The organism is Gordonia sp. CPCC 205333 (genome assembly GCF_048537885.1).
GTDB lineage: Bacteria > Actinomycetota > Actinomycetes > Mycobacteriales > Mycobacteriaceae > Gordonia.
The window spans coordinates 71445-97379 of record NZ_JBCLVI010000003.1 but is presented as its reverse complement, the minus strand read 5'-3'; the positions used below and the strand labels follow the sequence as shown (position 1 = coordinate 97379).

The following is a 25935-nucleotide window of genomic DNA, read 5'->3' as shown; positions in this document are numbered from 1 at the left end:
ATCATCCGAACACCACCGCCGGGCGCGCGCCGATCGTACGGCGATGACGGGTGAGTACATCTTCCACGGCGCGAGCCACTTTGTTCACGTCCACAATGCCGCTGCCATCGACCTGAACCGATATCGAGTTGTCGACGTAGACCGTCGTCCCGCGCCCGCCGAGTCCGCCGAGGTCGGCCAATGATGGTGCGCCGGAGGCTAGCTGGAGGGTGCGCGGGTTGTGGACCGCCCACGTTGGCGTCATAAACGCCGACTCACCCGGCATAGCTACCATCGGCTCGAACCCGCCGAAGAGACCGGAGAGCCAGCCGGGCGGCGAGGGCCACGAGATATTCGATATGGCGCTGATCAAGTTTTGGACCCAGCCAACGACGGTCGAGATAGCGTTCGCGACGGTGTCTATCACTGAGCCGATCGCGCTAAACACCGACGATGCAACGGATTTGGCGCGGTTGAACGCGGCGATCGCGCCGTTGATCGCGCCGGATATGACGGCGCGGATCACGCCCGCGACGGTCGAGACGACCGCCGATATGCCACGCCAGACCGCCGATGCACCGGCCAGGGCCAGATTCCAGTAGGAGACGATCGCGGCGACGACCGCCGACACAATGGTCCGGATCAGGTTGACGGCGAACATGACGGCGGCGACGATCGCGTTCCAGACCGCTATCGCGGCGGTCTTAATCCAGTTCCACGCGATGACGGCGGCGGCACACATGGTTTGCCAGATCGTTTGAAACCAGGTGGTTTTCGTCGCGATGAGCACGATAACGGCGATGAGCGCGATGACGGCGAGAACTATCCAGGTGATGGGGTTCGCGAGCAGCGCGCTGTTGAGTGCCCACTGGACGACGGTCCACACTTTCATCGCGGCCGAGATGACTTTGATGACTGGGCTGATCGCCAGGAGGGCGGCGACGATCACCGGTAGGACCGGCCCGAGGCCGGACACCAAACCGGCAGTCAGTGAGGCGACGACGGGTAGCACCGGAGCGATAGCGGTGACCACCGATGCGAACGCGGCGGCGACTTGGCCGATGGCCGGAGTCAGGCTGGTCATGCTTTGCGCGATGACCGGGCCGAGCACGGTAGCGACCTGCACCAGGGCCGGGGTAATCCCGGTGATGATTTGCCCGAAGATCGCGAACCCGCTACCGAGGGGGCCAGCAGCACCCGCGAGCTGGGTCACTAGGTCGATAACGGGGCCGAGCGCCGAGCCTAAGGTTTGAAAGACGGCAAAGATGGAATCGACGTTGATTGCCGCGCCGAACGCAATCGCCTTGTCTATCAACAGGTTTAGGCCGGGGCCTAGCCGGGTGACGAATTCGGCGCTTTTGGTGGCGAGGGCTTGAATGCCGGTGGTGTTGCGGGCGACGGCCGACGCGGCCCCGTTGAATACCGTGGCGACGGCTTTGCCGACGCCGGACATTTGCGGGGTGATCGCGGTCAGGACACCGCCGAGCTTGGCGAAACCGGGCACCGTACCCGAGAGCGCCGACGACATCGCCGACTTAAACGATGTGACTTCGGGGGTGATGGTGGAGGCGGCGCGTTTGACGCCATCGGCCCCTGCCATGATCGCGCCGAGCGCGGGCAAGGCCAGGGCGGCGGCGGATGCTCCGGCAATGCCGATCGCGGCAACTGCCTGTGCGGCCCCGGCGGCTGCCGGGGCCGCTGCGGCGGTGACTGCGGTGAGTTTGGAGACTGCGCGAGATGCCTTCGCGATGCCGCTGTTGTCGGCGCGGCTCAAAATGTTGACGATGACGCTAGCCACGTCGCTTGGCCTCCTCGGCTTGTTCTTCGAGTACTTCGATTAGGGTCGCCAGCATCTCGTCTGATTCCTCGCGCAGAGCTGCGGGCGGCACTTGCATGGCGACGGCGAGCTGGGCGATTAGTCGCCCTGGATCGCCGTCACGGTAGGGTCCACGTCTTGCGATTCCTCCACTGGCACAATGATTTCGGTGGCGTCAAGGAATGCGTCATAGCCACCGTCGAACTTTCCGAGGCGGCACAGTGCGGCCCACGCGAGCACCCGCATTACCAGCATTTGATCTTCGGCGGACCATCGGCGGGCTTCGCGCAGGTCGGAGAATCGTTGTTGGTCGCGCAGATTGGTAACGATGTTGCGATACTCGGTGCCGTCGTTCATGCGAACGTCGATGATGGATCGTTGGATTGGCGAAGCCATTGTCGTTGTCTCCCTATAGGTGTCGTATCGAGTCGCGGGCATGCGATTCGTATATGTCGGTGATGGGTGTCAGGGTCAGCGCCGGACGCAAGTACGGTTGTTCGCGCATATAGCGGGTGCCGTTTTCGACGTATCCGGCGTAGCGGGTGCGGTTTTCGACCGCGCCCAATCCCCCGCTGTTGCGGGGGCGGTTGGTGCGGGCCAGCCGCCCGGTGCGTTTAGGTGCGAGCCGGGCGGCTTGGCGGGCAACCGCGCGGGTGGCCTCACGGGTTGGTTTGTCTAGCCGGGCGAGTTGTGTTGCCGCGCGGCGTAAACCGGCCTGTAGGGCTTTGTCGCCGGTTACCGTGACTCTCACGGCGTGAGCGGCGGGTACTCGGTGGTATCGGCGGTGGTGTCGGGGGTGAAGACCGGCACCCCGATTGTGTCGAACTCAAAGTCGGAGACGTTGCGCTTCTTGACATCTCCGCCAAGCTCGACGGGATCAATCGTGACGGTGCCGGTGACCGTCGCCGCGCCCGGTCCGGTGAGTGGGATGAACTCGAATCGGGCTTGTTTGCCCGCGTTCTTCCATGTCCAGTCGATCAACCCGTTCTTTTCCAGATCCTGAGCGGCGGACGCTTCGAGCTTGCTGGTGTAGTTCTTCTCACCAGCAAGGACGCCACCGCACAGGGTTGGTAGGTCGTCTTCCTTATCAGAATCGAAGGTAATTTTGCACGCGGTCACCTGGCATGAGATGTCAAGTGCCGCTGCGTTTCCGGCGGGCGGGGTACCAGCGATGGTGAAGATGAGCGAGCCGGGGCCGAGTGCGGGGATCGGGCGGTTGGGTGCCATGAGTGTTGTCTCCCTTGACTATTGGATGGTTGTAGTGATGGCGAGGGCGGGCATTGGGGTTTGGCCGGGCAGGGTGACCGTCATCGGTCGGGCAGGCTCGTCAAACGACACGACGGCGGCAACCTTGTCGAGCAGGTCACCGAGTTGGGCGATGGCGACTTTGCTGCCAAAGTCACCGACGATCAGACACACGTCGCCACGTACGGCGAGGGTGCCGCCAAGAAATGGGGTCACGTCGTGGAGGGTCACCCAGGCGGCGGGCGGGTTGAGGTCGCGCCCGTCTGTGGTGGCGTGAACGCCGTTGGCACGCAACAGGTCTACCAACGAGTCCAAGGCGTCAGCGAGTTGAGACATTGCCGTCTCACCCGACGATCAGGGGTCGGTAGCCGCCGAGGCCGAGCAGGCGGTCTATGTCGATGTCGTAGCGGGCGACGTAGGTTGCTCCCATCTCGGAGAAAGATTCGACACCGCCAGGGCTGTTGCGTCGACGCGTGATTCGCGCGGCGAGCATGACCGCACCCTGCACGATGTGCGCGGGCCAGCCGTTCTCACCACGGGTCGCGAACGTCGCGATCCACGCGTTCACGGCGGGCACGACTTGGGCGACATGCGCCAGGTCGTCGTGCCCTTCGGGTAGCTGGAGCCACCCGGCGACCGCTTCCACGGTCGCCGGGCCATCCGGGGTCGGCGTGGTCATTACGGCGTCGCTGCACCAAAGTTGACTTTGACAATGGCGTCAGGGTTGTCAACGGTGAATGCGGTGTAGCCGAACATTGCGCGGTCGCGTCCACCGTGCGATATGTGTTCTGCCTCAACGCGTAGCGGGGATCCGGGTAGCTCGTGGAGTGTGATAGCTGGGCGTGCCCCGGCTACCAGAGTTCCAGCCGGAACCGCGTTGGACCACTTAATCTTTCGCGGATCGACGTCGAACATGTCGATGAACGCCGACACGTTCGCGGCGGTCACATCGAGAAGGGCGAAAGCATCGTCTGGGTTCGCGAGGTAGTAGGACGGGTCGACCCCTACCGCGTCATCGAGCTTTCCCCGGAGAGCGACCATCGAGCGGATTAGGTCGGTGGCCTTCGGGTGCGTGATTGCCTTTGCGTTGGCAATGGTGAATAGCCCGGCCTTGCGGTCGGTGACGACCGCGTAAGACTCGTGCATTGCCGCCCAATAGGATTCGAGAATTTCGGCGTCGCCGAAGTCGTAGAACTTGCGGTCAAGGTCGTGACCACCGGCCCAGCGGGTGGCCTCAGCCTCGTAGGGTTCGATCGACACGGGGTTGGTGGGGATTTCCGTTTTGTCACCGGCGTATTCGGCGACAAGCGGCTTTTCTTTCCACCGGAAACCTTGGAGTCGCCAGTGCCGCAACGGTTTGTAATTGAGCAGCGGAGCCAGTTTGCGGGTCTTGGCTGGGCCGGTCCACATTTCGCCGAGCCAGCCGGGCGGCAAGGCGTCTGTCATTCCGCTATTGGTGATGTCGGCCAGCGCCGCGTGGGCAACGTCGGCGCGTTTGCCGGTGACCATCATCGCCAACGTTTGCGCTGCCTCGTGGGCCGATGCGTGTACGACGGTCGGGGCGGCGGGTGCGGCTTGGACGCCTGCGGGGACGATGGCGGCGCGCGGTGGGGTGTACGCGGCGGCGGCGGATTCGAGGGCCGGGACGGCGGGCGGCTGATCGGCAGGCGCGGCGGGCGCGGCCGGCGCGATGGTGATGGCGTCTACGTCGGCTTGGGTGAAGCCGTTGGCGACGGCGGCGGTGCGGGCTTCAGCGTCGGTTTTGCCTTGGCTGATCAGGTATCGGATGAATGCTTCGACGTTCATAGTTGTGTTGTCTCCCTTGATGATTGGTGTGAATGCGGCTTGGATTGAGGAAATGCGGGCGTCGGCGTAGGCCGGTGTGTCGACCAGTGCGACGCCGGTCATCGCGGAGTCGACGACGATGTTGCCTTGACGCTGTATTGCCGAGAGTTCGGCAGAGAATGCGTCGAAAACTCCTTCGGTGATTTGCCGCAACGCGGCGTCACCTTCGGGTGTTTCGGCGACCTTGAACGACATGTGCAGGCCGTCGTCACGGAAGTCGTAGGCGGTGGCATAGCCGACCGGGCGATGCCCTTCGGTACCGGTGTGCTTGAAGTGGAGCTTGCACCGCGACAGCTCGCGGGGTAGTCGGGTGCCGCCCCGTGAGATTTCCAGCGGCCCGGCGGTGGTGTGGCCGATCGTGTCCCACGGAAGTACCAGACCGGACACGATGCGAGTTTCGGCGGCGGCGGTCACATCTGGTGATGCCACCGCGTGAATCGACGTGGTGTCGTCGGCGGCTAGGTTCAGGGTGTCGCCCTCGTCGTCGTCGGGGGCGCGGTGGCGTCCGCCGTCGCGTTCGATGAGTTGTCGAGCGAGGTCGTCGCGGTCTGCGACAATGCGGTCATAGTTGCCGTTGACTTGCTTATGCACTTGTGCCACATCATTTTTCACCTGCGAGAGGTCGGCGCGGATACCGGCTGCGGTGAGTAGAGCGACGATGGTCGGCGTGGCGAACCCGGCGAGCATCGGCAAGAAACTGTCAATGTCACGGCCCGCGAGGCCCGCGAACATCAGACCCGCGACGACGAGCAGGCCCAGCGCGATAGCTCCGATCAGGGCGATGGTGCGGTTGCGTTCACTCATGTACGGCACCGCCAATCTGGGCGGCGGCCACGAGTACCCACACGGTGAGCATGAGCGCGACGGTGACCGCGCCGGACGCGAAGCCGACGAGGTACCACACCAGCGCGGCGCTCATCGGACTGTCTTGGGGTCGTAGCAGCCGGGAACGCCGACCTTTTCGGCGATGGCGGCGATGGTGTCGAGCATCGTCCGGTTGCCGGTCTGAGCGAATCCTTTGTAGCTTGCGGCGAGGTCCACCACGCGGCGACCGGCTTTGTCGGTGACGTAGACGAGATCGCGGGAGCCGGTGAGCTGCTGGCGAATGTCTTTGGTGTCACTGTTGTTTGGGCCGAGATACCCCTCAATGAATTTCTCGATATCGGCCATAGTGGCGTCTTCTTCCTTTCCGATGAGTTGGCCGTCGCGGATGCGGCGGCGGGCGAATGCGGCGAGCTGGTCAGCGGTGCCGTTGATTTGGTAGTGCATTTCGTCGGCGCGGTCCCAGTCCGCCCCCCAGAACACGAGTCCTTCGAATTCGCGTAATCCGTTGCGCACCTTTGCTATTCGCTGTGCTGGCATGGTGCGAGCGCCCCACGGGTATTTCGGGGCGTTGATGTCGAGTGCGGTACCGGACAGGTGATTGGAGTCGGATACGTCGTTGGTCGCTGACCATCCCCACACCGGGCCGATGATCGGTTCGACGTGCTCGTGGTACCAGCGTGCCCACGCGCCGAGCACGAGGGCGGCGGTTCCGGCGCGGATCGGGGCGGTTGCCATTTGCTTGGCTATCTCGCCGTCGTCAATGACGATGCAGCTGTCGCGGTTGACCATCCGCCAACCGTTTTCGGAATAGGTGTTGCCGTACACGGTTCTGAAACTCATTGTGGGTCAACCTCTTTGGGGTTGGCGGATGGTGTGGGGGCGGTCGATGCCGAACCGTCGTCGGGCGTGCCGGTCGTACCTTTGGGGCCAATGAATTCTTCGATGTCGAATTTGATCGCTTGGCCGCTCGGAACTACGTCATCCATACCCAGCCGCGCAGAAATGGGGGCCATGTACGCCGACAGTCCGTAGTCGATGAGGTCACGCGCCTTGCTCTCGGCGTTCTGGTAGGTGAGGTTCGCCTCCCCCACCGACGCGTCGAGAGCAAAGCCGGGTAATCCGGCGGCGCGGGCGATGTCGAGCGCGGCGGCGTTGCGGCCCTCGACTAGCAGGTGGTTGGAGTACGAGCCCTTTTCGCGGACCTCGACACCATGCGAGGTGAATGCGACGCCGCCGTTTTCACCCCTACGGGCAGCGGCCCATTTGGTGATCATGTCGCGGGCCTGCTCTTCGGTTATCGGAGCTTCGTTCGTTTGGTGCAACTCGATATACGCCGACGGATTCTCGGCGGCTTTGGTTGCCGAGCGCAGGAGGTCGGCGGCGTGACCCACGGCCACCGCGCCATCGACCAGTAAGCCGTCGTCGGAGCCGGGGATGAGCACGATTGCATCGGCGGCGACCGGGTACGGGGTGCCACCGGGTGGTGTGTAGATGACCTGGTTGGTGTCGGGGTCGATGTGCCAGTGGTCGACCGGGATTCGATCTGCGGCGCGCACACTGCGATCGGTGTTGCGTTCGATGGCCCACGCTGACCATCCGTAGAAAAACAGGTCATCGACGGTCCAGAGCATCCGGTGATACGGGGAGACAGGTCCGTTGGTGCGGTCAAGCCACACAGGTTGTAGCGCGGACAGGTTGTCGCCTGTGTAGGCGCGCAGCGGGATTCGGGCGATGCTGTTGCACACGGTTCGGCGGGCGCGGCTCACGGCGGGGATTCGCATCGCAGAAGATCGGGTGAGCGCCCCGGTGTTGGGGAACCAATCGGGGGCAAGAATGTGCGCCAAATGGTTGGTGTCGTCATACGGCGACAGCCGCCGCACATCGCCCGATGCGACGGCGGGCAGCGCCAGTGCGGCGCGGACACGAGACAGGAAACTCACGCCGCGAAGACTGCCCCGCTACCCCGCTATCTGTGAAATACCCACAAGTCCATGCGGCGTTTCGCCAGTTCAGATCCGGCCGGCGTCACGCAGTTTTTGGTACTTCTCGACAAGCCAGGGCGGATCGGCGGGCGCGTCCGGCTGCTACGTCATCACGGTGGACACGGGCCAGATGATCGGCCAGTTGGCGGTACGAGGTTCGCTTGCTGTGGCCGAATCCGCGCCAAGGGCAGCCGTCGCGATGGCACACGACAACCGAGGTCCACGGGGTGGAGTCGATAGTAAAACGGGCGGTCTTTGCAGGCATGGTGCTATGTCCAAATCATCGGCGGGACAGGGGGTTTCGGGCGAGTGTGTACGGCGCGGATAGCGAGCGTTGCGGCTTCGATCGCGGCGATAGACCCGGCAGAGCCGCGCCGGGACCACTGCACGCGGTCCCCAGTGGTGCGCAGCGCGACGGCGTCGAGCGCTTTGGTGAATGCGGGGTGAGCGCGCAGGATCAGGCCCGGCGGTTCGGGCGGGTCGAGAGTGGGACGCCGGAAGCGGTCCAGTACGTCCGAAGTGGAGGCAGACACGTCAGCATCGGTCACGTACGTGACGGTTGCGCCGAGTCGTTCGGCTTCTTCGGCGGTCGAGACGGTCGGCCCGTTGGCGGCGACGACGACGTGCCCGCCGTGCTCGTCGGTGAGCGCGGCGAGCATGTCGGCTAGGCCGTCTGGTGTTGGGGCATGGTGGATGACCTCGCACCACATCACGCCGTCAGCGTCGGGCACACCGGCGACGATCGCGGCATCGTCACGATCGAAACTCACAGCAGCACCGAACGACGGTGCGCCAGAAGGCAAATCACCTTCGGTGGTGGCGAGCGCTTCCAGCTCTGCCGAGATCAATCGAGAGTATGCGCTAGTCGGGCGATTGCCGTAGGCGCGAACGAACTCCGATGGTTGACCGGCCAATTCCTTGCGTGCGTCGGCGATGATCGACGGCGGCGACACATGACCGATCGCGGGATGAGTCGCAGCGATCGCGTCATCGTCATTCGGGTCAACGTCGTCACCGATGCCGTAGTCAATGAGCGCTATCTCACCGGCACGCCCCCGAGCAACATAGCCGTGAAACCACGTCGAAGCGGCAGTACCCATCGTTGACAGGATGATCGTCTGAGCGTGCGGGCGGGTGTTCTTCGTCGGGGTGACACCGGCCATCACTTCGGCGGCCTGATCTTCGGTGTAATACCAGGCCTCATCAATCACAACGAGGTCAGCTTGCTTTCCGTGGATTCCCTTCTTGTCAGGGTTGAAAGCCGTTGCCGCCGAACCTAGTACAGGGATTTTGACGGCGGTATTGCCCGCGCCGCGCTTACAGTCGGTGACCGGGCCGAGCTTGGCACCGGGCATTTCCAGACCGTCGATAAGTTCGAGCATCTGAGACTTGGCTTTGACGCCAGTCTCAGCGGTGTACCACACCCGCGCCATCTGGCGAGTGAACAACCGTTGAATCATGACCGCGTGCATCAGTGCGGTCTTTCCCGACTGCCGGGGCACGGTGACGACGACCGTCTTGTGTATCGGTCGACCGTGGCCGTCGTGCTCACCGATTAGGTTGGCGGCCAACACTTGCCACGGCATCAACGGTCGTCCGAGCAGTGCGGCAACCTTCGCGATCTTCGGGCCGAATGTGTACGGCGAGGTGCGGGGCGTCAGATAGCGTGGCTCAGCCATCTTCGTGGACGGGTTCAGTGGCACCGAGTTCGGCCACCAACGCGGCTATCGCTTCGGTTCCGGCGGTGTCGTCGCGCGAGTCCGGGGTCATGTGCATTGCACCGAGCAAATCCACCAGTGGTTGGCCGATCTTGCCCAGCACATAGGGAGTGCCATGCTTGACCGCACCATCGACAGCGCGGGCATAAGCAATGAGCACTTCACCCGAGCCCTCGTCCATCGGAGTGTGCCCGCCCTCGGTTTGGGCAAACGCCAGCGATCGGCGCATCGCGGTGGTGGCATCACCTTCGGGCAGACCACCGGACATCTTGCCCCCAGCATTTGGCTTCGGGGCGGGTGACGGGCCGAAAAGCGCGTCCTGACCTTCCTTCGGGTCAGCGGGATTGGGGCGAGGCATTTCATTCTCCTTTCGTTGGGGCACAACGTATTTCGGTACCTCCCCCCTTGATTTTGGGCCGGGGAGAGAAGGGGGCGGAGATCCGCCGGCAACTAGTCGACGTCGCTCAAAAACTCGGCGCTGATCGCCTTCGCGCGCACTGCGAGCGCACTAATACGCTCTACGGCGACGCGGGCGCGTTCGTGCACGATCCGATCGTGTGCAGGGTGGGCGCGCGGGCTGAACACCAACGCGTTTGCCATGCGGGCGTAGCTCTGGATCGAGGCCAGCGTCTCGGTCAGCTCACGCTCCGCGTCACTCACGCGAGTGTCATTAGCCGCGCGGGCGATCGCGGCCATCGTTTCTTCCAGCGTTTCGGTCGGGGTTGTTGGTTCTGCCATGTCCTTACCTATCTGTCGTTGTAATGGGTTGTGTAGCAATGGGTTTGGTGAACCACTGACGCGAGGGTGGCGGGATGGTGTTGATCGGGTGTTTGGCGAACCACTCGTTAAGTGGCATGTCGCCGCGCTGTTGGTTGCATCGGCGGTGAGCAGGCCTGAGGTTGAACAGCGCGTCAGCGCCGCCCTTGCTGCGTGGAATGACGTGATCGGCAGTCGTCGCGCCCTCCCGCCCGCATAGGTGGCACACCCGCCCGAACGTGGCGAGGGTCAAGGCAACCAGTCGAGCGGCGGTCGCGCCGCCCCACTTCGGGCGCGTCATGGCCCCGCCAACGCGTAGTCCCGGCGGTCAGGTCGCGCGCGGCGGTTGGCATCGCTGATCGCTTCGGCGTGCGTTGCGAAGTGGCCGACCACACGCCAGGCCAGCCAGTGCCGCCGTTGAACGGTCCACGGATTCTTGAAGCCGTTGCGGCGCTTGACTCGCCAGAGGTTGTCGCTCACAACGACGCAGCCCGACGTTGTTCTAGTTCGTGGAACACATCGAGGGTTGCCCAGGCGTCACCGATCGCGGTGTGCGCGCCGCCGTGTGGGCCGAGGCCGAGCAGTTCGCGACAGCGGGCTAGGCCGGGCGTGTAGTCGAGGTCTAGCGCGACGCGGGTAGCTACCTCGACGTCGTAGAGGCGGAAGTGCCATGGCGGGGCGGTCGGCGCGGGAGCGGGCGCGCCCGGTGCCCATGCGTCGATGAGGTATCGCCAGAGAACGGTGGCGTCGTAGGCGGGATTCGCGCCGACGAGGGTTGCCCCGTCGAGCTGGTCGATTAGCCGGTCGATTTCGCGGGCGGTCTCGGCGGGTGTGCTCTTGACGCTGTAGAGCTGGCGTTCGTAGTAGCGGTTCACCGCGAGGGCGTCCGGTTCGGCGTCGTGGATGATCGACGCGTCGTGAGCGGGGACGAAATCGGTTGTGAAGCCGTACGGGTCTGATCGCTCGCCCGGTGTCGTGTTGGGGTCGGGGTCGTAGGTGACGGCGGCTATCTCGACCGGGAACGCGAGCTGCGGGTCGAGGTTGGTCGTTTCGAGGTCGAGCGCAACGTATCGGGTCATCGCGTGTAGTTCCTGTTCTGTTTGGCCGTGAGCGTTGCGCTCAACGGTGGGAATCGGGTATTGCCGGTTGGTGAGTGGGTTAGGTGGGTGTCCCTGTAATCCGCGTCCACAAAGACGCATGGATCACAGGTCTTGCCGGTCGGAGCCGGAGCCGGAGCCTATGACACGCACCGGGCATTACTCGGTGCGTCGGGACTGGGATATTTGACTGTGCCCCAACCGATTTGGTTGGTGATGCTGCCCGAGTCCGCCTTTACCAGCGGCACAATCTAATCGGGGTGTCTCGGTCGCGTGCCATGCCGAGACGTGCAGAGAAGCCCCTCTGACGGGCGACGCACCAGCCGGGCAAGGGCTGGCTATTGAGTTGTGGTGCAAGGGATTTGATTGGGCCTAGAACAGCGCCTCAGACGGTGGCGGTGGGCCGGGGTCAGGATCATTACGGCAGTCCCGACAGATCAGGCCGGGTGGTGCGGTGCCCTTCTGAAAGGGCCGATCACACCGCACGCACCGCAGTTGCGCGGCCAGGACAGCCGCACGGCGGTCTTCGGTGAGACTTGGCAGCGGGCGACCGGGCCGGGAGTTCGCCGGGGGCCACTGCGCGGGCGTGCGGCCCGCTGGGTGGTTCGGTGAACGCGGGGCGGTTGAGTCGCCGCTACCCGGCCACGGCCCACGGATCACGTCACCGGCCATCACGCCAACACCGACCGTTCGGCGCGGAGTTCGCGCGACTGGTGAACCGGCCAGCCTCAGAATGCGCACACCGGGCGGAGGACGCCCCGCGAGGACGGGGCGCGGGCGTCGCGTCAACGCCCGGTGTGCGCGCCCCCGCATCGTTTAACAGATGCAGGGGTACTGCCCTACTGTGCGTGGCATCGGCTGGTCGAGCAGCCGATGCGCTGCGGGACGCACTCCCGCGTTGCACAGTAAGGGGCCTGTTATGGCTAGAAAGTTGGAGTTCCTCGACGGCAGCAGCATTGAGGACGATTGGGATGGACGGGCCTACCGCCTGAGTGACGGCAGGCCCATCGACGCCGAGGAGGGTCACAACGACTCCCCAGTCGAATAGAACAGTCGCTCAGCACCCAGGAAGTGCGCTAACCGTGCCTGCTCTTCGAGGTCAAACCCGTCGAGCACCGTGGCGCGCACTTCCTGGAGCTGACGCCGCGTCGCCGCTACATCAGTGCGCGACACAACCTCGGTGGTGCGCTTCGCCTGGTCATAGGTATCCGCCCACAACGTCGCGAGCTTCAGATCAGCCCGCAACTTGTACAGGTCTTCCTGATCACCATCAATCAGCATCGCGACCGTAATCCGGTCACCCAGCTCCGCAATCTTCTGTTCACTCATTCTCATCACCCCCCATCGCCGCGTAGAAGTCAGCAACGATCCACACGACCACTAGCGCGGCCAGCAGCAGCCAGAACGCCGTCCCCGCCGTACTCACGCGCTTACCTTCGCCAAAGCCTCAACGCCTGTGCGATCGAACAGATACGCACCAGTCTTTCCCGGCCCGCGATATGCAACGTCCAGATCGCCGTTGAGGGCGCGACGCTGCACAGTCGCGCGAGAGCACTTGAGCAAGCGTGCGGTTTCTGCCGAACCGATAAGATTGTGCATATGCGCAAGTTACATGGATGTAAGTCGATTGCGCAACATGCGCAAACGCGTAAGTTCTCGCGATTGCGCCTGAACTGCGAAATGACTAAGCTGCACACATGACGCAAGGAATCGCCATTCGGGGCAAAGTCCCAAATCTCAACCGATTGACCATTCGCCTATCCACAGCGAGGGATGACGCGGGGCTGAGCCAACCCGGCCTAGCCGAGGCAATCGGCACTAGCCGTGGAACGGTCTCCAACTATGAACGCGGGACCGTGAAGCCGCGTCGGTCAACGCTCATCCTGTGGGCGATGGCTACGGGCGTCGATCTGCACTGGCTGGAAACGGGAGAAGCCCCGTCACCGGAGGGTGACGGGGCTTCCGAATTGTGCGCCATCAGGGACTTGAACCCCGAACCCGCTGATTAAGAGTCAGCTGCTCTGCCAATTGAGCTAATGGCGCCTGCATGTCGGCACTGTTTGTGCCTGGAAAACATTAACAGCAAGTGCGCCCCAATGTGAAATCGCCTGGTCAACCCTGGCTGGAAGTCGACTGACCGGATACTGCCTTCTATAGCGGATATGCACTGCCACAACATCATTCGATGTGGTACACCCCACAACGCAAACACCCCGCGTCGGTATCGAGGAACCGGACGCGGGGTGTCTGACGGCACAGCGTTCTACGCGTTGCCCTTCTTCCATTTGACCCACGGGATATTCCAGTCACCGAGGCCGTCGTCGCCGGGAAGCGGCGGGCCGACTGTGTTCCGGACTTGCACAACGTCACCACGCAGAGCATTGTTCAAGAACCATTCGGCATTCGCCGGGCTCACGTTGAGACAGCCATTGCTGACGTCATCGACGCCCTGATCGCCAAGCGACCACGGTGCCGAGTGCAGATAGATGCCGCTGAACGACATCCGGCTCGCACTGTAGACAACTTCTTTGTAGCCCTCGGGTGAATTGACCGGCACGCCGTAGGTCGACGAATCCATGATGACGCTTGGCACCCGCTCGGCAACCATATAGATGCCAGTGTTGGTCGGCGTCGAATCCTTACCCATCGACGTAGGCATTGTCTTCACGACTTTGCCGTTGACCGCGATCTTGATCTGGTGCGTGCGGTCGTCGGCGGTAGCGATCAGGCTTCGTCCGACTTTGAAACTGGTCGTCAGATTGTTCTGCCCGTAGGTTCCGCCGCCCAGGTCAATTCCCTTGGTACGCACATCGACTCGGACTTTAGTGCCCGGCTTGAAGAAATGCTCGGGTCGCCAGCGGACCATCGAATCAGTGATCCAGTAGAAGGCACCGTCGACGCCGGGGTCAGTAGTGACCTTGATGGCGTTCTCGGCGTTGCGCTTGTTCTCGATAGGCGCGTCGAAGTTGATCGCCACCGTCTGACCGACGCCGACCGTCTCGCCGTCGTCGGTGATCGACGTGGCATTGGCGAAATTCGACGCCGAACTGGTGGTGAAACTGATCTTGCGAGCGTTCTCACCGTCGACGCCCCGAGCCGCTGCGGTGAGCGTGTACTTCGAGCCGTAGTCGAGTGCGCTGGCGCTGACCCAACTCCCGCCGTCGGGCGACACTTTGCCCTTCACCGGACCGTCCGGTCCGGAGACGGTAACCGCGGAGAGGTCGCCGTTGTGCGAAGTCACCGTAATCGGTGCACCAGGCATCACCCCGACGGCCGAATCGCGGAGTGGTTTGTTCTGCCAACCGGTGACATCGAGTTCAGGTTGCGAGAAGGCACTGAACGAGCCGACCGAGTCGACAGCATCGCTGTATGACGGGGATTTGGAGCAGGAGGCAAGCGCCGCCGCCGTCACCCCGACCAGGGTGACCGCGAAGGCAGCCTTGAGACGACGCTTCGTCACTTCACCACTTTCCGCACCAAGAGGAGAAGAACGAGTGCCCCGACACCCGCTGCCGAGTACTTCACGGCCGGGTGATTCAGCGTCACGAGTGCCTTACTCTTCGCCTCGTCGGCGAGACGCTGCGGATTTGCTCGCTCCGCCAGAGCATCCAGCGTGTTCGCCAGGTCCTCTCGCGCGCGTGCGATGTCCTGTTCAATACGTTCGGTATTCCCGCCCACGGACGGCCTCCTCAGTGCAGAAGAAAGTGGGGCCGCGGCGCCGGCCCCGTGAAATTGTTTCAACCACCCGATGATACAGGTTCCACGACGTGCGCCAACGCCCAATGTTGGCCTGTCGTGCCACCGTCCCACCGCTGAGAACTACGCATTCCTCGCATGGGTTAGCCTTTCCCCATGACTGCCAATCACCGCTTGAACGTCGGCGACCCGGCTCCCGCGTTCACCCTCCCGGACGCCGAGGGCAATTCGGTGTCTTTGTCGGATTTCACCGGGCGAAAGGTGATTGTGTATTTCTACCCGGCCGCTTCGACGCCGGGCTGCACCAAACAGGCCTGTGACTTTCGCGACAATCTTGGCGAGTTGAATGGCGAAGGCATCGACGTCATCGGTATCTCCCCCGACAAACCGGCGAAACTGGCGAAATTCGCAGAAACCGAAGAACTCACCTTCCCCTTGCTCTCCGATCCCGACAAAGAGGTCCTGACCAAATGGGGCGCTTTCGGCGAGAAGATGATGTACGGCAAAAAAGTGACCGGCGTAATCCGGTCGACCTTCCTGGTCGACGAGAAGGGCGTCATCGAAGCCGCGATGTACAACGTGCGGGCAACCGGTCACGTCGCGAAACTTCGCCGCGACCTCAAGATCTAGCCACTGTCACCAGTTATGGTGCCCTCCCCCGTCACCGGTCCGCTCATACCGCGTAAGCGGCCGACTCAGGAACGCAGTCGACGCAAATTCGACACGATGCTCACTGAGGCACGCAGTCTGCTGATCGAAGTTGGATTCGAATCGTTGACGTGTGAGGAGATCGCGGCGCGGGCGGAAGTTCCGATCGGCACGCTCTATCAGTATTTCGCCAACAAATACGTCATCGTCTGCGAACTCGATCGTCAGGACACTGTCTCGGTGAGCAATGAACTCTCCGAATTCGCCTCCGCGATCCCGTCCCTCGAGTGGCCCAATCTCCTGGAGAAATATCTCGATCATCTTGCCGCGCTGTGGCATAGCGATCCATCCCGCCGCGCGGTATGGCTCGCTGTGCAGTCGACACCTGCCACGCGTGCGACGGCGAGCCTCAACGAGAAGATCCTCGCGCAGCAAGTTGAGCGGCTCCTCGCACCACTGACGCCCGATCAACGCACGCGGCGCACGATGATGTCCCAGGTGCTGGTGCACACCGCGTACTCCCTACTGAGTTTCTCCGTGCAGGACGGCCACGACCACGAGTCGACGGTCACCGAACTCAAGCGCATGTTGGCCGGATACCTCCTTTTGGAGGAGACGACTGCGGCCGACGACTGATCGGCCGCTACGCCTCATCTTCGATGAGTGCGACCGCTGCTGCGGTGTCCCCGTCGTGGGTCAGCGAGATATGCACTCTGGTGCCGGCGAGGTGCTGCGCAATTTCCCCGGTGAGTCGAATACCCGGTCGGCCCCAGGTATCGGTCACCACCTCGATGTCACTGTGTCTGATGATCGGCAATAGCGGTGAGCGCGAGAAGCGACTCACCGACCACGCTTTGACCACCGCTTCTTTGGCGGCCCACCGCGCGGCCAGGTGCCGGGCATCGCTGCCCGTCCCGGCCGCCGCATCACGTCGCTCTCCCACGGTGAACCGATCACCAAATGTCGTGCCCGGCTGACGCAGCTGCTCCTCGAATTCGGAGATCGACACCACGTCGATCCCCAACCCCAGCACACTCATCGCGCGGGTTGTGCCTCATAGGTGCCGTCGACGTCCAGGCGACCATCGGCAGAAAGCAACAGATCGGTCTCCTGCCGCGCCTCGGACGCCGCTTCGTCGAAGCGGCGATTCGGCGGTCGCCGGTAGGCCGGGCTGCCACCGCACATGGCATCTAGTATTCGCTGATTACCGTCGCGCAGACGCTCGGCCCGACGAACGCGGTAGGCATCTCGCGCCGACTCGTCGAGCGACGCGACGAAGGCTTCCGGGTGTACCACGGCGATCAATCCGGAGACGTGGCCAAAGCCCAAACTGGTCAGCAGACCGGCCTTGAGCGGGAACCTGCCAGCCATTCGCAACGTCTCCCGCGGCCAGACCAGATGGCTGAATTTCTCCATCGCGTCATCAACGCAATCGAGGCTTCGGTTGGGCGGAATCACGCCTTCGCCCAGCATCTGGCACAGCCCGATTAGCTGGAAGGCTGCCGCGCCACCCTTGGCATGCCCGGTCAGTGACTTCTGCGAGACGACGAATAGCGGAGCACCGTCATTGCGTCCGATCGCAGACGCCAACTCCTCGTGCAGTTTCGCCTCGTTGGGATCGTTCGCACGCGTTGAAGTGTCGTGTTTGCTGATCACCGCGACGTCGTCGGGGCTCACCCCGAGCGATTTCAGCGCCGTCGCCAGCGGCGAGGTACGCCCGCCACGAGCCGCGCCGAGTGCGCCGAGTCCCGGAGCCGGAATGGATGTATGCACGCCGTCGCCGAAGCTTTGGGCATGGGCGACAACACCCAGGACCGGCAGTCCCATCTGCTCCGCGACGTCGCCACGGGCAAGCAAAACCGTTCCGCCGCCGTTGGATTCGACAAATCCGCCGCGCCGGCGATCATTGGCTCGGGAGAACCGTCGATCATCAATTCCGCGTGCACTCATCTTGTCCGAGTCCGCTGTCGCCGACATATCGCCGAATCCAACGATGCCTTCGATGCCCAGGTCATCGAATCCACCAGCGACCGCGAACATCGCTTTACCCAATTTGATCTTGTCGACGCCCTCTTCCACCGACACGGCCGCCGTGGCACACGCGGCAACCGGGTGGATCATCGCACCGTAGGAGCCGATATACGACTGAACCACGTGTGCGGCAACAACATTGGGCAATGCCTCTTGCAGGATGTCGTTCGCCTTCGCCTCACCCAGGAGTGTGTCGAGATAGAGCGACCGCATCGACGTCATGCCGCCCATACCGGTTCCCTGCGTGTTAGCCACCAAGCCTGGATGGACCCATCGCATCAGTTCCTCGGGCGAGAAGCCCGACGACAGGAAGGCATCGACGGTGGCGACGAGGTTCCACAGCGCAACCCGGTCGACCGACTCGACCATATCGGCCGACACGCCCCATCGAGTCGGATCGAATCCGGTCGGGATCTGGCCACCGACTGTGCGGCTCAACGCGAATCGGCGCGGCACTCGAATCTCGGTGCCGGCCAGACGTGTCACCTGCCAATCACCGGTCGCCGCGTTCGGGGCAACCTTTGTGCGCTCGGGATCGGCTGACGCGAATGCCCGCGCCTCGGCCTCGGTAGCGACGACGAACGATAGGTCATCGTCGAGGAATACCGACGTCAACAGCGGAGCGCTGTTATCGATCATCTCATTGTCATCCGCGTAGCGACGGATACCGCATCGCGCGACGACCTCGTCGTGATAGCGGTCGGCGATATCTGCTTCGGCGACCGGATCCCCGGACTCGGTGTCGTACCACCCGGGTTTCGGCGTCGCCTCCCAGGTGATCAGACCGGTATTCCAGGCCAGTTCCAAAACACCTGCGGCCGATAGCCTTTCGTCGACCTCCATCTCGAAGCGAGTGCGCGCCGAGCCGTATGGACCGAGTTCACCCGCACCGACGATTACCACCATGTCCTGCGGTGCGGAGTTGATCTCCGGCCACGACATTGGCGCTAGTTCCCGAGCGCGGGCCGGAGCCGGCAGCGCGTTGATGCTGGTTCCCTCGACAGCGGGCGTCTCCGAATCTTCGTCCGTCTCCGACGCCGCGCTCGCGAGAGCTTTCAGGTCAATCAACGCCGGATCGAGTCCTGCCGTGAAGTCGGCTTCAATCGGCTTCGACCGTGCCGCGGCACGCTGCGCCGGGGTGCACAGTTTCAGCAACTCGGCGGCCATTTCCTCAGTGGCCCAAGTCTGTACGCCGGCAGCTTCGACCGCCGCGACCATTCCGTCGTTGTGCCCCATCAGCCCGGTGCCGCGCACCCACCCGATCAGAGCATGCGCCAGAGTTGTTTTGGACTGCCATGACTCCTCCGCAGACCAACGTGTGACCAGCGCATCGAGTGCCGCCTTCGATTCCCCGTAGGCACCGTCACCGCCGAACATGCCACGGTTCGGTGAACCCGGCAGCACCACGTGTACCCGCGCGTCGATGTTGTGGTCGGCATGCACGTCGGCGAGTCCGGCGATAAGGCGTTCCACCGACCATAGGAGCACCTTCATCTCCAGTTCGGCACGGCCTCCGGCATCGGTGAGGTCGCCCGCGACACGGGGTGCCGCGAATGGGAACAGCAGTGTTGGTTTCATCGACGGTTTGACGATTCCCGTTGTGCTGCCCAGATTCTCGGTCTGCTCGCCGCCGATCCACTCGACGAGGTCGTCGACGTCGGTGTAGGAGGCCAAGTTGGCTGGAGCCACCCAGAGCGCCGCCCCTTTGCGGGCATTGTTCCGGTAGAGCTCCTTATAGAAGTCGAGCCGCTTGGAGTCGAGCCGCGACGTCGTCGCGATGACTGTGGCACCGCCGGCCAGCAATTCGCCGACGACGGCAGCCGCGATCGACGCGGCACTCGCACCTGTGACGACGGCGATGTCATCAGACCATGTGCCAACATTGGGGTCTTCGGCTTCATGTGCGATAGCGCCGTATGCGCGTGCGTGCACCGAGTTGCCCAACGCGAGCGCTTTACCCTGCCACCAGGTCGCCTGCTGGGCGACGGTATGGCCCGCTCCGACAAAGCGTGTGGTCAACGATTCGAATTCGGTGTCGACATGCTCATCGTCGAGCAGCCATAGCCGTGCCAGATCCTCACGGGCAGAAGCCCATCGGTCATCGACCAGTACCGCGCGGTTCTCGTCGAAGGAGGGTGCAACAGTGCGCGCCCAGTCCGATCCCAGCTCGGCGCTTACCCGCTCGGCCAGCACCGCTGCTTCGTCGTCGGCCTCGGGCAGCGCCACCGATTCGTCGTCCACCAGACCAAGCTTGCTCAAGACCGTGTACGCGGCTGAAGCGAGCGCGCCGCTCCGCCCGGTGATCGCCTCGGTGAATTCGCTCAATGCCGCGGCGTCGACAGTCGTTCCGCCAGACCCACCCGCACTCGGGAGCGAGACCGAAATCCCCTGCGCCGCACCGACACTGGCGACGGCTCGATCAATCAGCGCGTCGAGCGCATCGACAGTGCCGACCGAGTCGTCGAGCAGGTCACCCAGGTCACCACCGCGAACGCTGGCACCCTCGCGAGTTCCCAGCGCCAGCGCGACGAGCGTATGCAGTCCCCAACCTGATTCCAGTTGCCAGACATCGGCAACGCGGTCGGTGATATACGACGGGCGCTTGCCTACCGGTCCGAGCACCTTACGCATCTGATCGCCGACTGCGTCGGTGAGTACCGCGCCGAGCGGACGGTAGCCGCGGGCCAACGTCTCGACAGTCGATGCCAATGCGGTCATATCCGCTTCCGCAGCACCGTCGATGGCGCCAAGGTTCAACTCGGCTCCCACGTCGAGGAGTAACTGATTCCGACGGGAGGACACGCCGTCGCAGAGTGCCTCGATAGTGTCGACCGCACCGATCTGATCGGTACGAATCTTGGTCCACAATGCGATAACCGCGGTCACTGCGTCGGCTGGCCCGAATCGCAGGTCGTCGGGTCGGGGGCCTGCTGCCGCAGCCGGAGCCGCGGGAACCGGTGCGGCGGCAGCCGGTGCGCCTTCTTCGACGGACTCGGCCGGCACGTCTGGAAGTGAATCCTCCTCGGGCTCAACACCTTCGTCTTGGGCGAGAACGACTGCACTATCGCGCTCGACGTTGAGTACCTCGGTGACCGCACCGCCAAACCCATCGAGTTTGAGGGTATTGGTGGCCAGCCCGGACAGAGTCGGGGCACTCTTGACACCGATCTCGACGAACCGCTGGATCGCCAAGCCCCCCTGCTCGGGCTCGCAAAACAGCAGGTCCTGAGTTTCGATCCACCGCACCGGCGAGGCGAACTGCCACGCCAGCAATTCGATCAGGACCACGCGAGTGAGTTCGGACGGACGAATCGCCCAGTCGTCGAAGTCGGCGAGTACCGCGTTAAGTGGCTCCGAGGGCACCAGTTCCGCTATCTCGGTGACGAATTCACGACTGAGATTGAATAGACGCGGTACCAGGTTCGGGATATACCGACCGATCAGAATATTCGGGTCCAAGTCGGCGGGCAACAGCTCGGCCAAGCGTTCCCGAAATGCCGGGACGCCGTCGCGCAATACCGTGGAGTGGAACGGCACATCGATGCCCGGGACCAGGATGAAGGCCCTCTTGCCGCCGAATTCAGCACGGCGACGGTCGATGTCGGCTTCCAGATGTTCCAGCCCTCGGACGGTGCCCGCGATCGCATACTGCGACCCGCGCAGGTTGAGGTTCACGACCTCGAGGAATTCGCCGGCGTCGGAGCCCACCTGCGCAACGTAGTCGGCGACGTGGTCATCGGCCAGACCGAATTGGCTGGGCCGAATGGCCGCCATTCGATAGTCGCTGCGGCCCAGGTCATCTCGTGGAACGAGATGGTGCATCGCCGATCCGCGCTGGAAGACAACCTCAAGTACGGCTTCCAGTGGCAGTACCCCGGCGCAGGCCGCCAACGCGTTGTATTCGCCAACCGAGTGTCCGCAGGTGATCGCGTCGTCGACGAACCCGCCGGACTCCTTCAACTCGGCGATCTGCGCGACGCCGAGCGTCGCCATGGCGACCTGAGTGAACTGGGTCAGATACAACACCCCATCTGGATGTTGGTAGGTGACGCCATCGGCGACCAGGGTGGTGGGATTGTCACGGACTACCGCCAAGATCGAAAACCCAAGGGCCGCACGGGTATGGGTGTCAGCCCGATCCCAGATCTCGCGTGCGGCCTTCGACCGCGAGCGCGCGTCCAGGCCCATGCCCTTGGACTGGATCCCCTGCCCGGGGAACGCGTAGACGGTACGCGGCGCGTCGAGCAGCGCGGTGGCCGCCATCACCAGATTGTCGTCGACCTTCGCGGTCACTTCGATGACTTCGCGGCCGGCGTCGAGTCCGACGCGGTCGACCCGAATGGCAACCTGGTCACCGGTCCGAACCATTCCCAAGAATCGCGCGGTCCAGCCGCGAATCGGACGGGGCGCCGGAATGGGATTACGCGCATCGGTTGCGGTAACCACCTGTTGCGCGGCGGCCGAAAGCCACATGCCGTGCACGATAGGTGTGCCGAGCCCGGCCAGTTTTGCCGCGTTGACGTCGGTGTGGATTGGATTGTGATCGCCTGAGACGAAAGCGAACCCGTTCATCTGGTGAGGTGCGGTGATCGTTGCCGATCGCAGCAATTTGCGCTGCGCTGACCGCTCATCGCTACTTGCCCCGCCGGCACGTTGCGGGTCGGCCAGTTCGGCTTCTCCAAGACGTCCACGGATCGCGAATCGCTCGACGAAGGATGTGACGACAACCTCGGTCTCGACATCGACGACGCCAACTTCAACTTCGACTACCCGGCCAACATTGGCATCGACAACCGACACCGCGGCGGCATCGACTCGCAGTTGCGTTGCCGCCGAGGGGATCTCACCGACGACATGCACCGAGTGATCGAGGTGGACCAAATCGAGCAGACCTTCAACAACCGGTACACCGTCGGCGGTTCGCGCGGCACCGATGACGCTGAAGACACTCGGCCAGCAGGCGCCGACCAGCGTGTCGGGCACGGCGAAGCCCAATTCCTGGGCCGTCGTCGTCGGGCGAAGGCTGGTCGGCAGCGTGTAGCCGGTGACAGCGGCGTGGTCGGCGACGCTGTCGGCGTCCCAGGCCACCACGGTCTGCGAGCTCACCCGGAGCTCGTTGACAGTTGTGTGCGCCAACTCGCCGCCGGCTGCCACACGCAGGATGTCGAGCATCGCAACACTGGCGTCGTCGAGCCCCACGATCGGACTGCCACCGTCGAGAATCGACGCCGGAACCCGCACCGGGATCCGCACCGACGACTTCGCGATAGGCACGATGATGTCGAAAGTTGTTGTGGTGGTATCTGATTCGCCTGCAGCGGCGATTACCGCGCCAGAGGGGGCGTGCTCGGCACGTCGCGGATCGACGATCTCCCACTGGTCTCGATCACCGAGCAACGCGATTGGACTTGGCACCATCCGGCCCGCCCAGCGCACGTCGTCGGCGGCGAGCAGCGCGGAAATGGCTCCCGCACCGGCCAATTGACCGCGCCGCCGGGAATCAATGTCGAATGGCTGCTCCCCCGCTGTCGCCAGATCCTCGGCAACCCGCGCCTCGAAGCGGTTCAACAGATCGCCAACCGGCTCGTCGACGCGAGTGATTCCCGCGACCGCCACCGGGCCGGGAATGATGCACACGGCGTCGGCGCCATAGCGGGAATCGTGAGCTTGCCACAGCGAATCGCTGCGCCACCAACGGCGCACATCCTTGTCGATGACCGGGACGAAGTTCACCGGCTTTCCCGGTGTCTTGCACAGTTCGATGAAGAATGCGACGTCAGCGGGATGGAGAAGGTCGACCTCGGCCGCCGGGTACACGCTGACCAACGCATCAAGAGCAGCATGCGGATCATCGGTGGCGTCACTCGCACCGAACATCGTCGGAATAGCACCGGTGTCCGCATCGTTCATCCGCGCTTCGGTGCGCTGGCACATCTCGATGAATCGCCGCTGCCAAGTGACGTCGGCCCACGGGAACTGATCATGCTGGCCATCGCCGACGGCAAGCGTCGCGTACCGCTCCAACCACTCGCGATAGGTCATTCGCGCGACATCGCCGAAGTAGGGCTTCGCGGTTTGCGCCATCGCCGAGACGATCTCGTCACGACGATCAGCTACGAGGTCAGCGTCGCCGGCAACCTCGTCGAGCAGGCGGCCGCAGCGCGATGCCGTGTTGTCGATCTCGTGGATGTCGGCGCCGAGCTGACTGCGGCCCGATGCGATGCCGGCGGCGGCATGTCCCGCGCCGATCCATTCGTCGCAGCCCTCGGTGTCGACGAGTAGCTGCTTGACCTCGGGTGCCGTGGCTGCCTCCAGCGTCGCCATCGCGGCGGTGCCGACCAGTACGCCGTCGAGCGGCATCGTCGGATAGTGATGCCGGTGCGCCCACGTACCCAACAGATACTCGCTGGCCCGGTCAGGTGTACCGATGCCGCCGCCGACACAGACCACGACATTGGTCCGCGCACGCAGCTCACCGTAGGTGGCCAGCAGCAGGTCGTCGAGATCTTCCCAGGAATGGTGCCCGCCGGCCCGACCGCCTTCGATATGCACGATGATCGGGTGATGTGGCATCTCGGCCGCGATCCGAATGACGTCGCGGATCTGGCTCACCGTGCCCGGCTTGAACGCGACATGACGCAGTCCAGCCTCAGCCAGTTCGTCGACAAGCGCGACGGCGTCGTCGAGCTCGGGTATGCCAGCGGTCACGATCACGCCGTCAAGCGGCGCACCTTGCGCGCGAGCCTTCTGCACTATGCGGTTGCCGCCGAGCTGGAGTTTCCACAGGTATGGATCGAGGAACAACGAGTTGAACTGCGCCTGTCGGCCGGGCTCCAAAAGTTCGGTCAGCTTGGCGACATTCTGCGCGAAGATCTCCTCGGTGACCTGACCACCACCGGCCAGCTCAGCCCAGTGGCCGGCATTCGCCGCGGCAGCGACGATCGCCGGATCGACGGTCGTTGGAGTCATACCTGCCAGCAGGATCGGTGACCGCCCGGTCAGACGGGTAAAGGCGGTGTCAACAACAGTGCGTCCATCCGGCAGGGTCACCAACCGCGGAGCGTACTGAGCCCACGGACGCGGAACCTCCGGCACTCCGCCGGGGCTGAACAAATTGCGCTGGCCGACGCGCAACGCGGTCGCGACCAACCCGACACCCGCGCCCCGGACCAGCGGCACCGACAGTCGCGTCACGACGTCGGCCGGACCGAAGTCGAGAATCCAGTTGGCACCGTCGGCAACCACGTCGTCAATGGTGCTGACCCAATCAACATGATCGATGAAGACCGACGTCGCATGCCGGCGCGCCCACTGCGCGTCAAGGCCGCATTCGGCAGCCCAGGTCGCGACGAGGTCGACGGCCTCAGCCATTCCCGGGTGATGGAACGCGATGGAGACGTCGAGCGAGTCGAAGTCAGGGGCGAATGGACTGCCGCCGGTGACCTTTCGTTTCCGATCATCGGCTTCGGCCGCCGCGAGACGTTCACATTCGTCACGTAGCGCGGCGAGATGGCGAGGCGCACCTGCCACGACGACGGACCGCCGTCCGTTACGGATCGCGACGACCGGAAGGGTCGAATCCGACGCGTCACGTCCCGATCCGCCACGTTGCGCTGCGTAGTCGGCGAGGATTGCGTCGACCTGCGCTGGCACGACATTGGTGATCGACAACATCGGCGAACCGTCTGCGGTAATGCTCAGGCCTCGCCGGGCGGCGACGATCCCACCGGCCGCGCCGATCAAGTGAGCGAGTGCGAGCAGTGCGCCCTCACCCGCGGGTGTCTGGTCCTGTTCGGCTGATAGCGCGTCCACCGCGAGCACGCCTTGCGAATGGCCGACGATGCTCGTCGGCGGGTAGGCAACTGTGTCCAGCCCCTGCTTGCGCAGTGCAGCGATCGCGGCGATCTGGGTGAGCACGATGCCAGGGACCGACAGTGGCGCACTCGTGAGTGTGTTTTCAGTCGGCGTCGCTTCGCCAGCGTCCAGAGCGTGGACCCAGGTCATCGGAGCGAAGCCGTCGGGCCGAGCGATCAGGAGTTGACCGGCGACCGGATCCAGGAGTCGGGTGGCGGCGTCGATGACCCGCCCGAGGCTCCGCTCGAGTTCGGCGTCTATGACCAGTTCGGCGAGCGTCGGCAACCAGTTGACGCCCTGCCCACCGAAGCTGACCGCGTATGGCTCACCAGCGGCGATCCGGTCGATCAGTGATGACGGACGGTCTGCATGGGCGGCACGGGATGCATCGGTTCGAAACTGATCAACTGTCACGGATACTCCTAGCGGGCGGGTGAACACTG

General features: G+C 63.8%; 25 protein-coding genes and 1 tRNA gene. 3 read left to right on the top strand and 23 right to left on the bottom strand.

What is annotated here, in order from left to right:
- Position 1 precedes the first annotated feature (1 nt).
- From AAFP29_RS10655 to AAFP29_RS10570, 18 genes are all read right to left on the bottom strand, one after another.
- Entirely contained in the window at positions 2-1777 is a 1776-nt protein-coding gene (locus tag AAFP29_RS10655) for a hypothetical protein (RefSeq protein WP_419217353.1), read from the bottom strand.
- A gap of 117 nt (positions 1778-1894) precedes the next feature.
- Complete coding sequence (locus AAFP29_RS10650; protein WP_419217352.1) at positions 1895-2191, bottom strand: hypothetical protein; 297 nt, start codon at positions 2189-2191, stop codon at positions 1895-1897.
- Between the two features lie 13 nt (positions 2192-2204).
- Positions 2205-2546: an HK97-gp10 family putative phage morphogenesis protein gene (locus AAFP29_RS10645; RefSeq protein ID WP_419217351.1), complete on the bottom strand. Its 342-nt coding sequence runs from the start codon at positions 2544-2546 to the stop codon at positions 2205-2207.
- Positions 2543-3022 (bottom strand): hypothetical protein, encoded by a 480-nt coding sequence (locus tag AAFP29_RS10640; RefSeq protein ID WP_419217350.1) that lies wholly within the window; start codon positions 3020-3022, stop codon positions 2543-2545. Before AAFP29_RS10640 ends, AAFP29_RS10645 begins: the two co-directional genes overlap by 4 nt.
- 18 nt (positions 3023-3040) lie before the next feature.
- Positions 3041-3376 carry a hypothetical protein gene (locus AAFP29_RS10635; RefSeq protein ID WP_419217349.1) on the bottom strand — a complete coding sequence of 112 codons (336 nt, stop codon included), beginning with the start codon at positions 3374-3376 and terminating at the stop codon, positions 3041-3043.
- Between the two features lie 7 nt (positions 3377-3383).
- Entirely contained in the window at positions 3384-3719 is a 336-nt protein-coding gene (locus AAFP29_RS10630; protein ID WP_419217348.1) for a hypothetical protein, read from the bottom strand.
- Positions 3719-5689: a hypothetical protein gene (locus tag AAFP29_RS10625; RefSeq protein WP_419217347.1), complete on the bottom strand. Its 1971-nt coding sequence runs from the start codon at positions 5687-5689 to the stop codon at positions 3719-3721. Before AAFP29_RS10625 ends, AAFP29_RS10630 begins: the two co-directional genes overlap by 1 nt.
- A complete protein-coding gene (locus tag AAFP29_RS10620; protein WP_419217346.1) occupies positions 5682-5804 on the bottom strand; it encodes a hypothetical protein in 123 nt (40 codons plus the stop codon). Before AAFP29_RS10620 ends, AAFP29_RS10625 begins: the two co-directional genes overlap by 8 nt.
- Positions 5801-6550 carry a M15 family metallopeptidase gene (locus tag AAFP29_RS10615; protein ID WP_419217345.1) on the bottom strand — a complete coding sequence of 250 codons (750 nt, stop codon included), beginning with the start codon at positions 6548-6550 and terminating at the stop codon, positions 5801-5803. The genes AAFP29_RS10620 and AAFP29_RS10615 overlap by 4 nt, the downstream gene beginning before the upstream one ends.
- Positions 6547-7650 carry a phage portal protein gene (locus AAFP29_RS10610; RefSeq protein ID WP_419217344.1) on the bottom strand — a complete coding sequence of 368 codons (1104 nt, stop codon included), beginning with the start codon at positions 7648-7650 and terminating at the stop codon, positions 6547-6549. The genes AAFP29_RS10615 and AAFP29_RS10610 overlap by 4 nt, the downstream gene beginning before the upstream one ends.
- 311 nt (positions 7651-7961) lie before the next feature.
- Positions 7962-9371 (bottom strand): hypothetical protein, encoded by a 1410-nt coding sequence (locus AAFP29_RS10605; protein ID WP_419217343.1) that lies wholly within the window; start codon positions 9369-9371, stop codon positions 7962-7964.
- Positions 9364-9768 carry a hypothetical protein gene (locus tag AAFP29_RS10600; RefSeq protein ID WP_419217342.1) on the bottom strand — a complete coding sequence of 135 codons (405 nt, stop codon included), beginning with the start codon at positions 9766-9768 and terminating at the stop codon, positions 9364-9366. Before AAFP29_RS10600 ends, AAFP29_RS10605 begins: the two co-directional genes overlap by 8 nt.
- Before the next feature lie 92 nt (positions 9769-9860).
- Positions 9861-10148 carry a hypothetical protein gene (locus tag AAFP29_RS10595; RefSeq protein ID WP_419217341.1) on the bottom strand — a complete coding sequence of 96 codons (288 nt, stop codon included), beginning with the start codon at positions 10146-10148 and terminating at the stop codon, positions 9861-9863.
- Positions 10149-10152: 4 nt separating this feature from the next.
- Entirely contained in the window at positions 10153-10467 is a 315-nt protein-coding gene (locus AAFP29_RS10590) for an HNH endonuclease (protein WP_419217340.1), read from the bottom strand.
- Entirely contained in the window at positions 10464-10646 is a 183-nt protein-coding gene (locus AAFP29_RS10585; protein WP_419217339.1) for a hypothetical protein, read from the bottom strand. The genes AAFP29_RS10590 and AAFP29_RS10585 overlap by 4 nt, the downstream gene beginning before the upstream one ends.
- On the bottom strand, positions 10643-11245 hold the full coding sequence (locus AAFP29_RS10580) for an exonuclease domain-containing protein (protein ID WP_419217338.1): 603 nt from the start codon (positions 11243-11245) through the stop codon (positions 10643-10645). The genes AAFP29_RS10585 and AAFP29_RS10580 overlap by 4 nt, the downstream gene beginning before the upstream one ends.
- 1041 nt (positions 11246-12286) lie before the next feature.
- Entirely contained in the window at positions 12287-12592 is a 306-nt protein-coding gene (locus AAFP29_RS10575) for a hypothetical protein (RefSeq protein ID WP_419217337.1), read from the bottom strand.
- Between the two features lie 93 nt (positions 12593-12685).
- Complete coding sequence (locus tag AAFP29_RS10570; RefSeq protein ID WP_419217336.1) at positions 12686-12862, bottom strand: hypothetical protein; 177 nt, start codon at positions 12860-12862, stop codon at positions 12686-12688.
- Positions 12863-12960: 98 nt separating this feature from the next.
- On the opposite strand from AAFP29_RS10570, the gene AAFP29_RS10565 reads away from it, so the two are divergent.
- Positions 12961-13272 carry a helix-turn-helix domain-containing protein gene (locus tag AAFP29_RS10565; protein ID WP_419218061.1) on the top strand — a complete coding sequence of 104 codons (312 nt, stop codon included), beginning with the start codon at positions 12961-12963 and terminating at the stop codon, positions 13270-13272.
- Here AAFP29_RS10565 and AAFP29_RS10560 read toward each other — a convergent pair.
- The 3 genes from AAFP29_RS10560 to AAFP29_RS10550 all read right to left on the bottom strand — a co-directional run bounded on the left by AAFP29_RS10560 (position 13234) and on the right by AAFP29_RS10550 (position 14941).
- A tRNA-Lys gene (locus tag AAFP29_RS10560) sits at positions 13234-13306 on the bottom strand. The two genes, AAFP29_RS10565 and AAFP29_RS10560, sit on opposite strands and share 39 nt — an antisense overlap.
- A 220-nt stretch (positions 13307-13526) precedes the next feature.
- Positions 13527-14723: a L,D-transpeptidase gene (locus tag AAFP29_RS10555; RefSeq protein WP_419217335.1), complete on the bottom strand. Its 1197-nt coding sequence runs from the start codon at positions 14721-14723 to the stop codon at positions 13527-13529.
- A complete protein-coding gene (locus tag AAFP29_RS10550; RefSeq protein ID WP_419217334.1) occupies positions 14720-14941 on the bottom strand; it encodes a DUF3618 domain-containing protein in 222 nt (73 codons plus the stop codon). The genes AAFP29_RS10555 and AAFP29_RS10550 overlap by 4 nt, the downstream gene beginning before the upstream one ends.
- Before the next feature lie 174 nt (positions 14942-15115).
- Between AAFP29_RS10550 and bcp the strand changes: the two genes are divergently transcribed.
- Together bcp and AAFP29_RS10540 are read left to right on the top strand one after the other, a co-directional pair.
- Positions 15116-15589 (top strand): thioredoxin-dependent thiol peroxidase, encoded by a 474-nt coding sequence (gene bcp / locus AAFP29_RS10545; RefSeq protein ID WP_419217333.1) that lies wholly within the window; start codon positions 15116-15118, stop codon positions 15587-15589.
- Between the two features lie 15 nt (positions 15590-15604).
- Positions 15605-16243 (top strand): TetR family transcriptional regulator, encoded by a 639-nt coding sequence (locus AAFP29_RS10540; RefSeq protein WP_419217332.1) that lies wholly within the window; start codon positions 15605-15607, stop codon positions 16241-16243.
- Positions 16244-16250: 7 nt separating this feature from the next.
- Here AAFP29_RS10540 and AAFP29_RS10535 read toward each other — a convergent pair whose 3' ends face one another.
- Both AAFP29_RS10535 and AAFP29_RS10530 read right to left on the bottom strand, forming a co-directional pair.
- Positions 16251-16646 (bottom strand): holo-ACP synthase, encoded by a 396-nt coding sequence (locus tag AAFP29_RS10535; RefSeq protein WP_419217331.1) that lies wholly within the window; start codon positions 16644-16646, stop codon positions 16251-16253.
- Positions 16643-25906, bottom strand: a complete 9264-nt coding sequence (locus AAFP29_RS10530) for a fatty acid synthase subunit beta domain-containing protein (protein ID WP_419217330.1) — start codon at positions 25904-25906, stop codon at positions 16643-16645. The genes AAFP29_RS10535 and AAFP29_RS10530 overlap by 4 nt, the downstream gene beginning before the upstream one ends.
- Between the last annotated feature and the right edge of the window lie 29 nt (positions 25907-25935).

Excerpts from the sequence above, each read along its gene's own strand:
- AAFP29_RS10650 (WP_419217352.1), bottom strand. The coding sequence starts at position 2,191 with ATGGCTTCGCCAATCCAACGATCCATCATCGACGTTCGCATGAACGAC.
- bcp (WP_419217333.1), top strand. The coding sequence starts at position 15,116 with ATGACTGCCAATCACCGCTTGAACGTCGGCGACCCGGCTCCCGCGTTC.
- AAFP29_RS10590 (WP_419217340.1), bottom strand. The coding sequence starts at position 10,467 with ATGACGCGCCCGAAGTGGGGCGGCGCGACCGCCGCTCGACTGGTTGCC.
- AAFP29_RS10615 (WP_419217345.1), bottom strand. The coding sequence starts at position 6,550 with ATGAGTTTCAGAACCGTGTACGGCAACACCTATTCCGAAAACGGTTGG.
- AAFP29_RS10575 (WP_419217337.1), bottom strand. The coding sequence starts at position 12,592 with ATGAGTGAACAGAAGATTGCGGAGCTGGGTGACCGGATTACGGTCGCG.
- AAFP29_RS10620 (WP_419217346.1), bottom strand. The coding sequence starts at position 5,804 with ATGAGCGCCGCGCTGGTGTGGTACCTCGTCGGCTTCGCGTCCGGCGCG.
- AAFP29_RS10600 (WP_419217342.1), bottom strand. The coding sequence starts at position 9,768 with ATGCCTCGCCCCAATCCCGCTGACCCGAAGGAAGGTCAGGACGCGCTT.
- AAFP29_RS10535 (WP_419217331.1), bottom strand. The coding sequence starts at position 16,646 with ATGAGTGTGCTGGGGTTGGGGATCGACGTGGTGTCGATCTCCGAATTC.
- AAFP29_RS10540 (WP_419217332.1), top strand. The coding sequence starts at position 15,605 with ATGGTGCCCTCCCCCGTCACCGGTCCGCTCATACCGCGTAAGCGGCCG.
- AAFP29_RS10640 (WP_419217350.1), bottom strand. The coding sequence starts at position 3,022 with ATGGCACCCAACCGCCCGATCCCCGCACTCGGCCCCGGCTCGCTCATC.
- AAFP29_RS10595 (WP_419217341.1), bottom strand. The coding sequence starts at position 10,148 with ATGGCAGAACCAACAACCCCGACCGAAACGCTGGAAGAAACGATGGCC.
- AAFP29_RS10630 (WP_419217348.1), bottom strand. The coding sequence starts at position 3,719 with ATGACCACGCCGACCCCGGATGGCCCGGCGACCGTGGAAGCGGTCGCC.
- AAFP29_RS10635 (WP_419217349.1), bottom strand. The coding sequence starts at position 3,376 with ATGTCTCAACTCGCTGACGCCTTGGACTCGTTGGTAGACCTGTTGCGT.
- AAFP29_RS10565 (WP_419218061.1), top strand. The coding sequence starts at position 12,961 with ATGACGCAAGGAATCGCCATTCGGGGCAAAGTCCCAAATCTCAACCGA.
- AAFP29_RS10605 (WP_419217343.1), bottom strand. The coding sequence starts at position 9,371 with ATGGCTGAGCCACGCTATCTGACGCCCCGCACCTCGCCGTACACATTC.
- AAFP29_RS10570 (WP_419217336.1), bottom strand. The coding sequence starts at position 12,862 with ATGCACAATCTTATCGGTTCGGCAGAAACCGCACGCTTGCTCAAGTGC.
- AAFP29_RS10580 (WP_419217338.1), bottom strand. The coding sequence starts at position 11,245 with ATGACCCGATACGTTGCGCTCGACCTCGAAACGACCAACCTCGACCCG.
- AAFP29_RS10625 (WP_419217347.1), bottom strand. The coding sequence starts at position 5,689 with ATGAGTGAACGCAACCGCACCATCGCCCTGATCGGAGCTATCGCGCTG.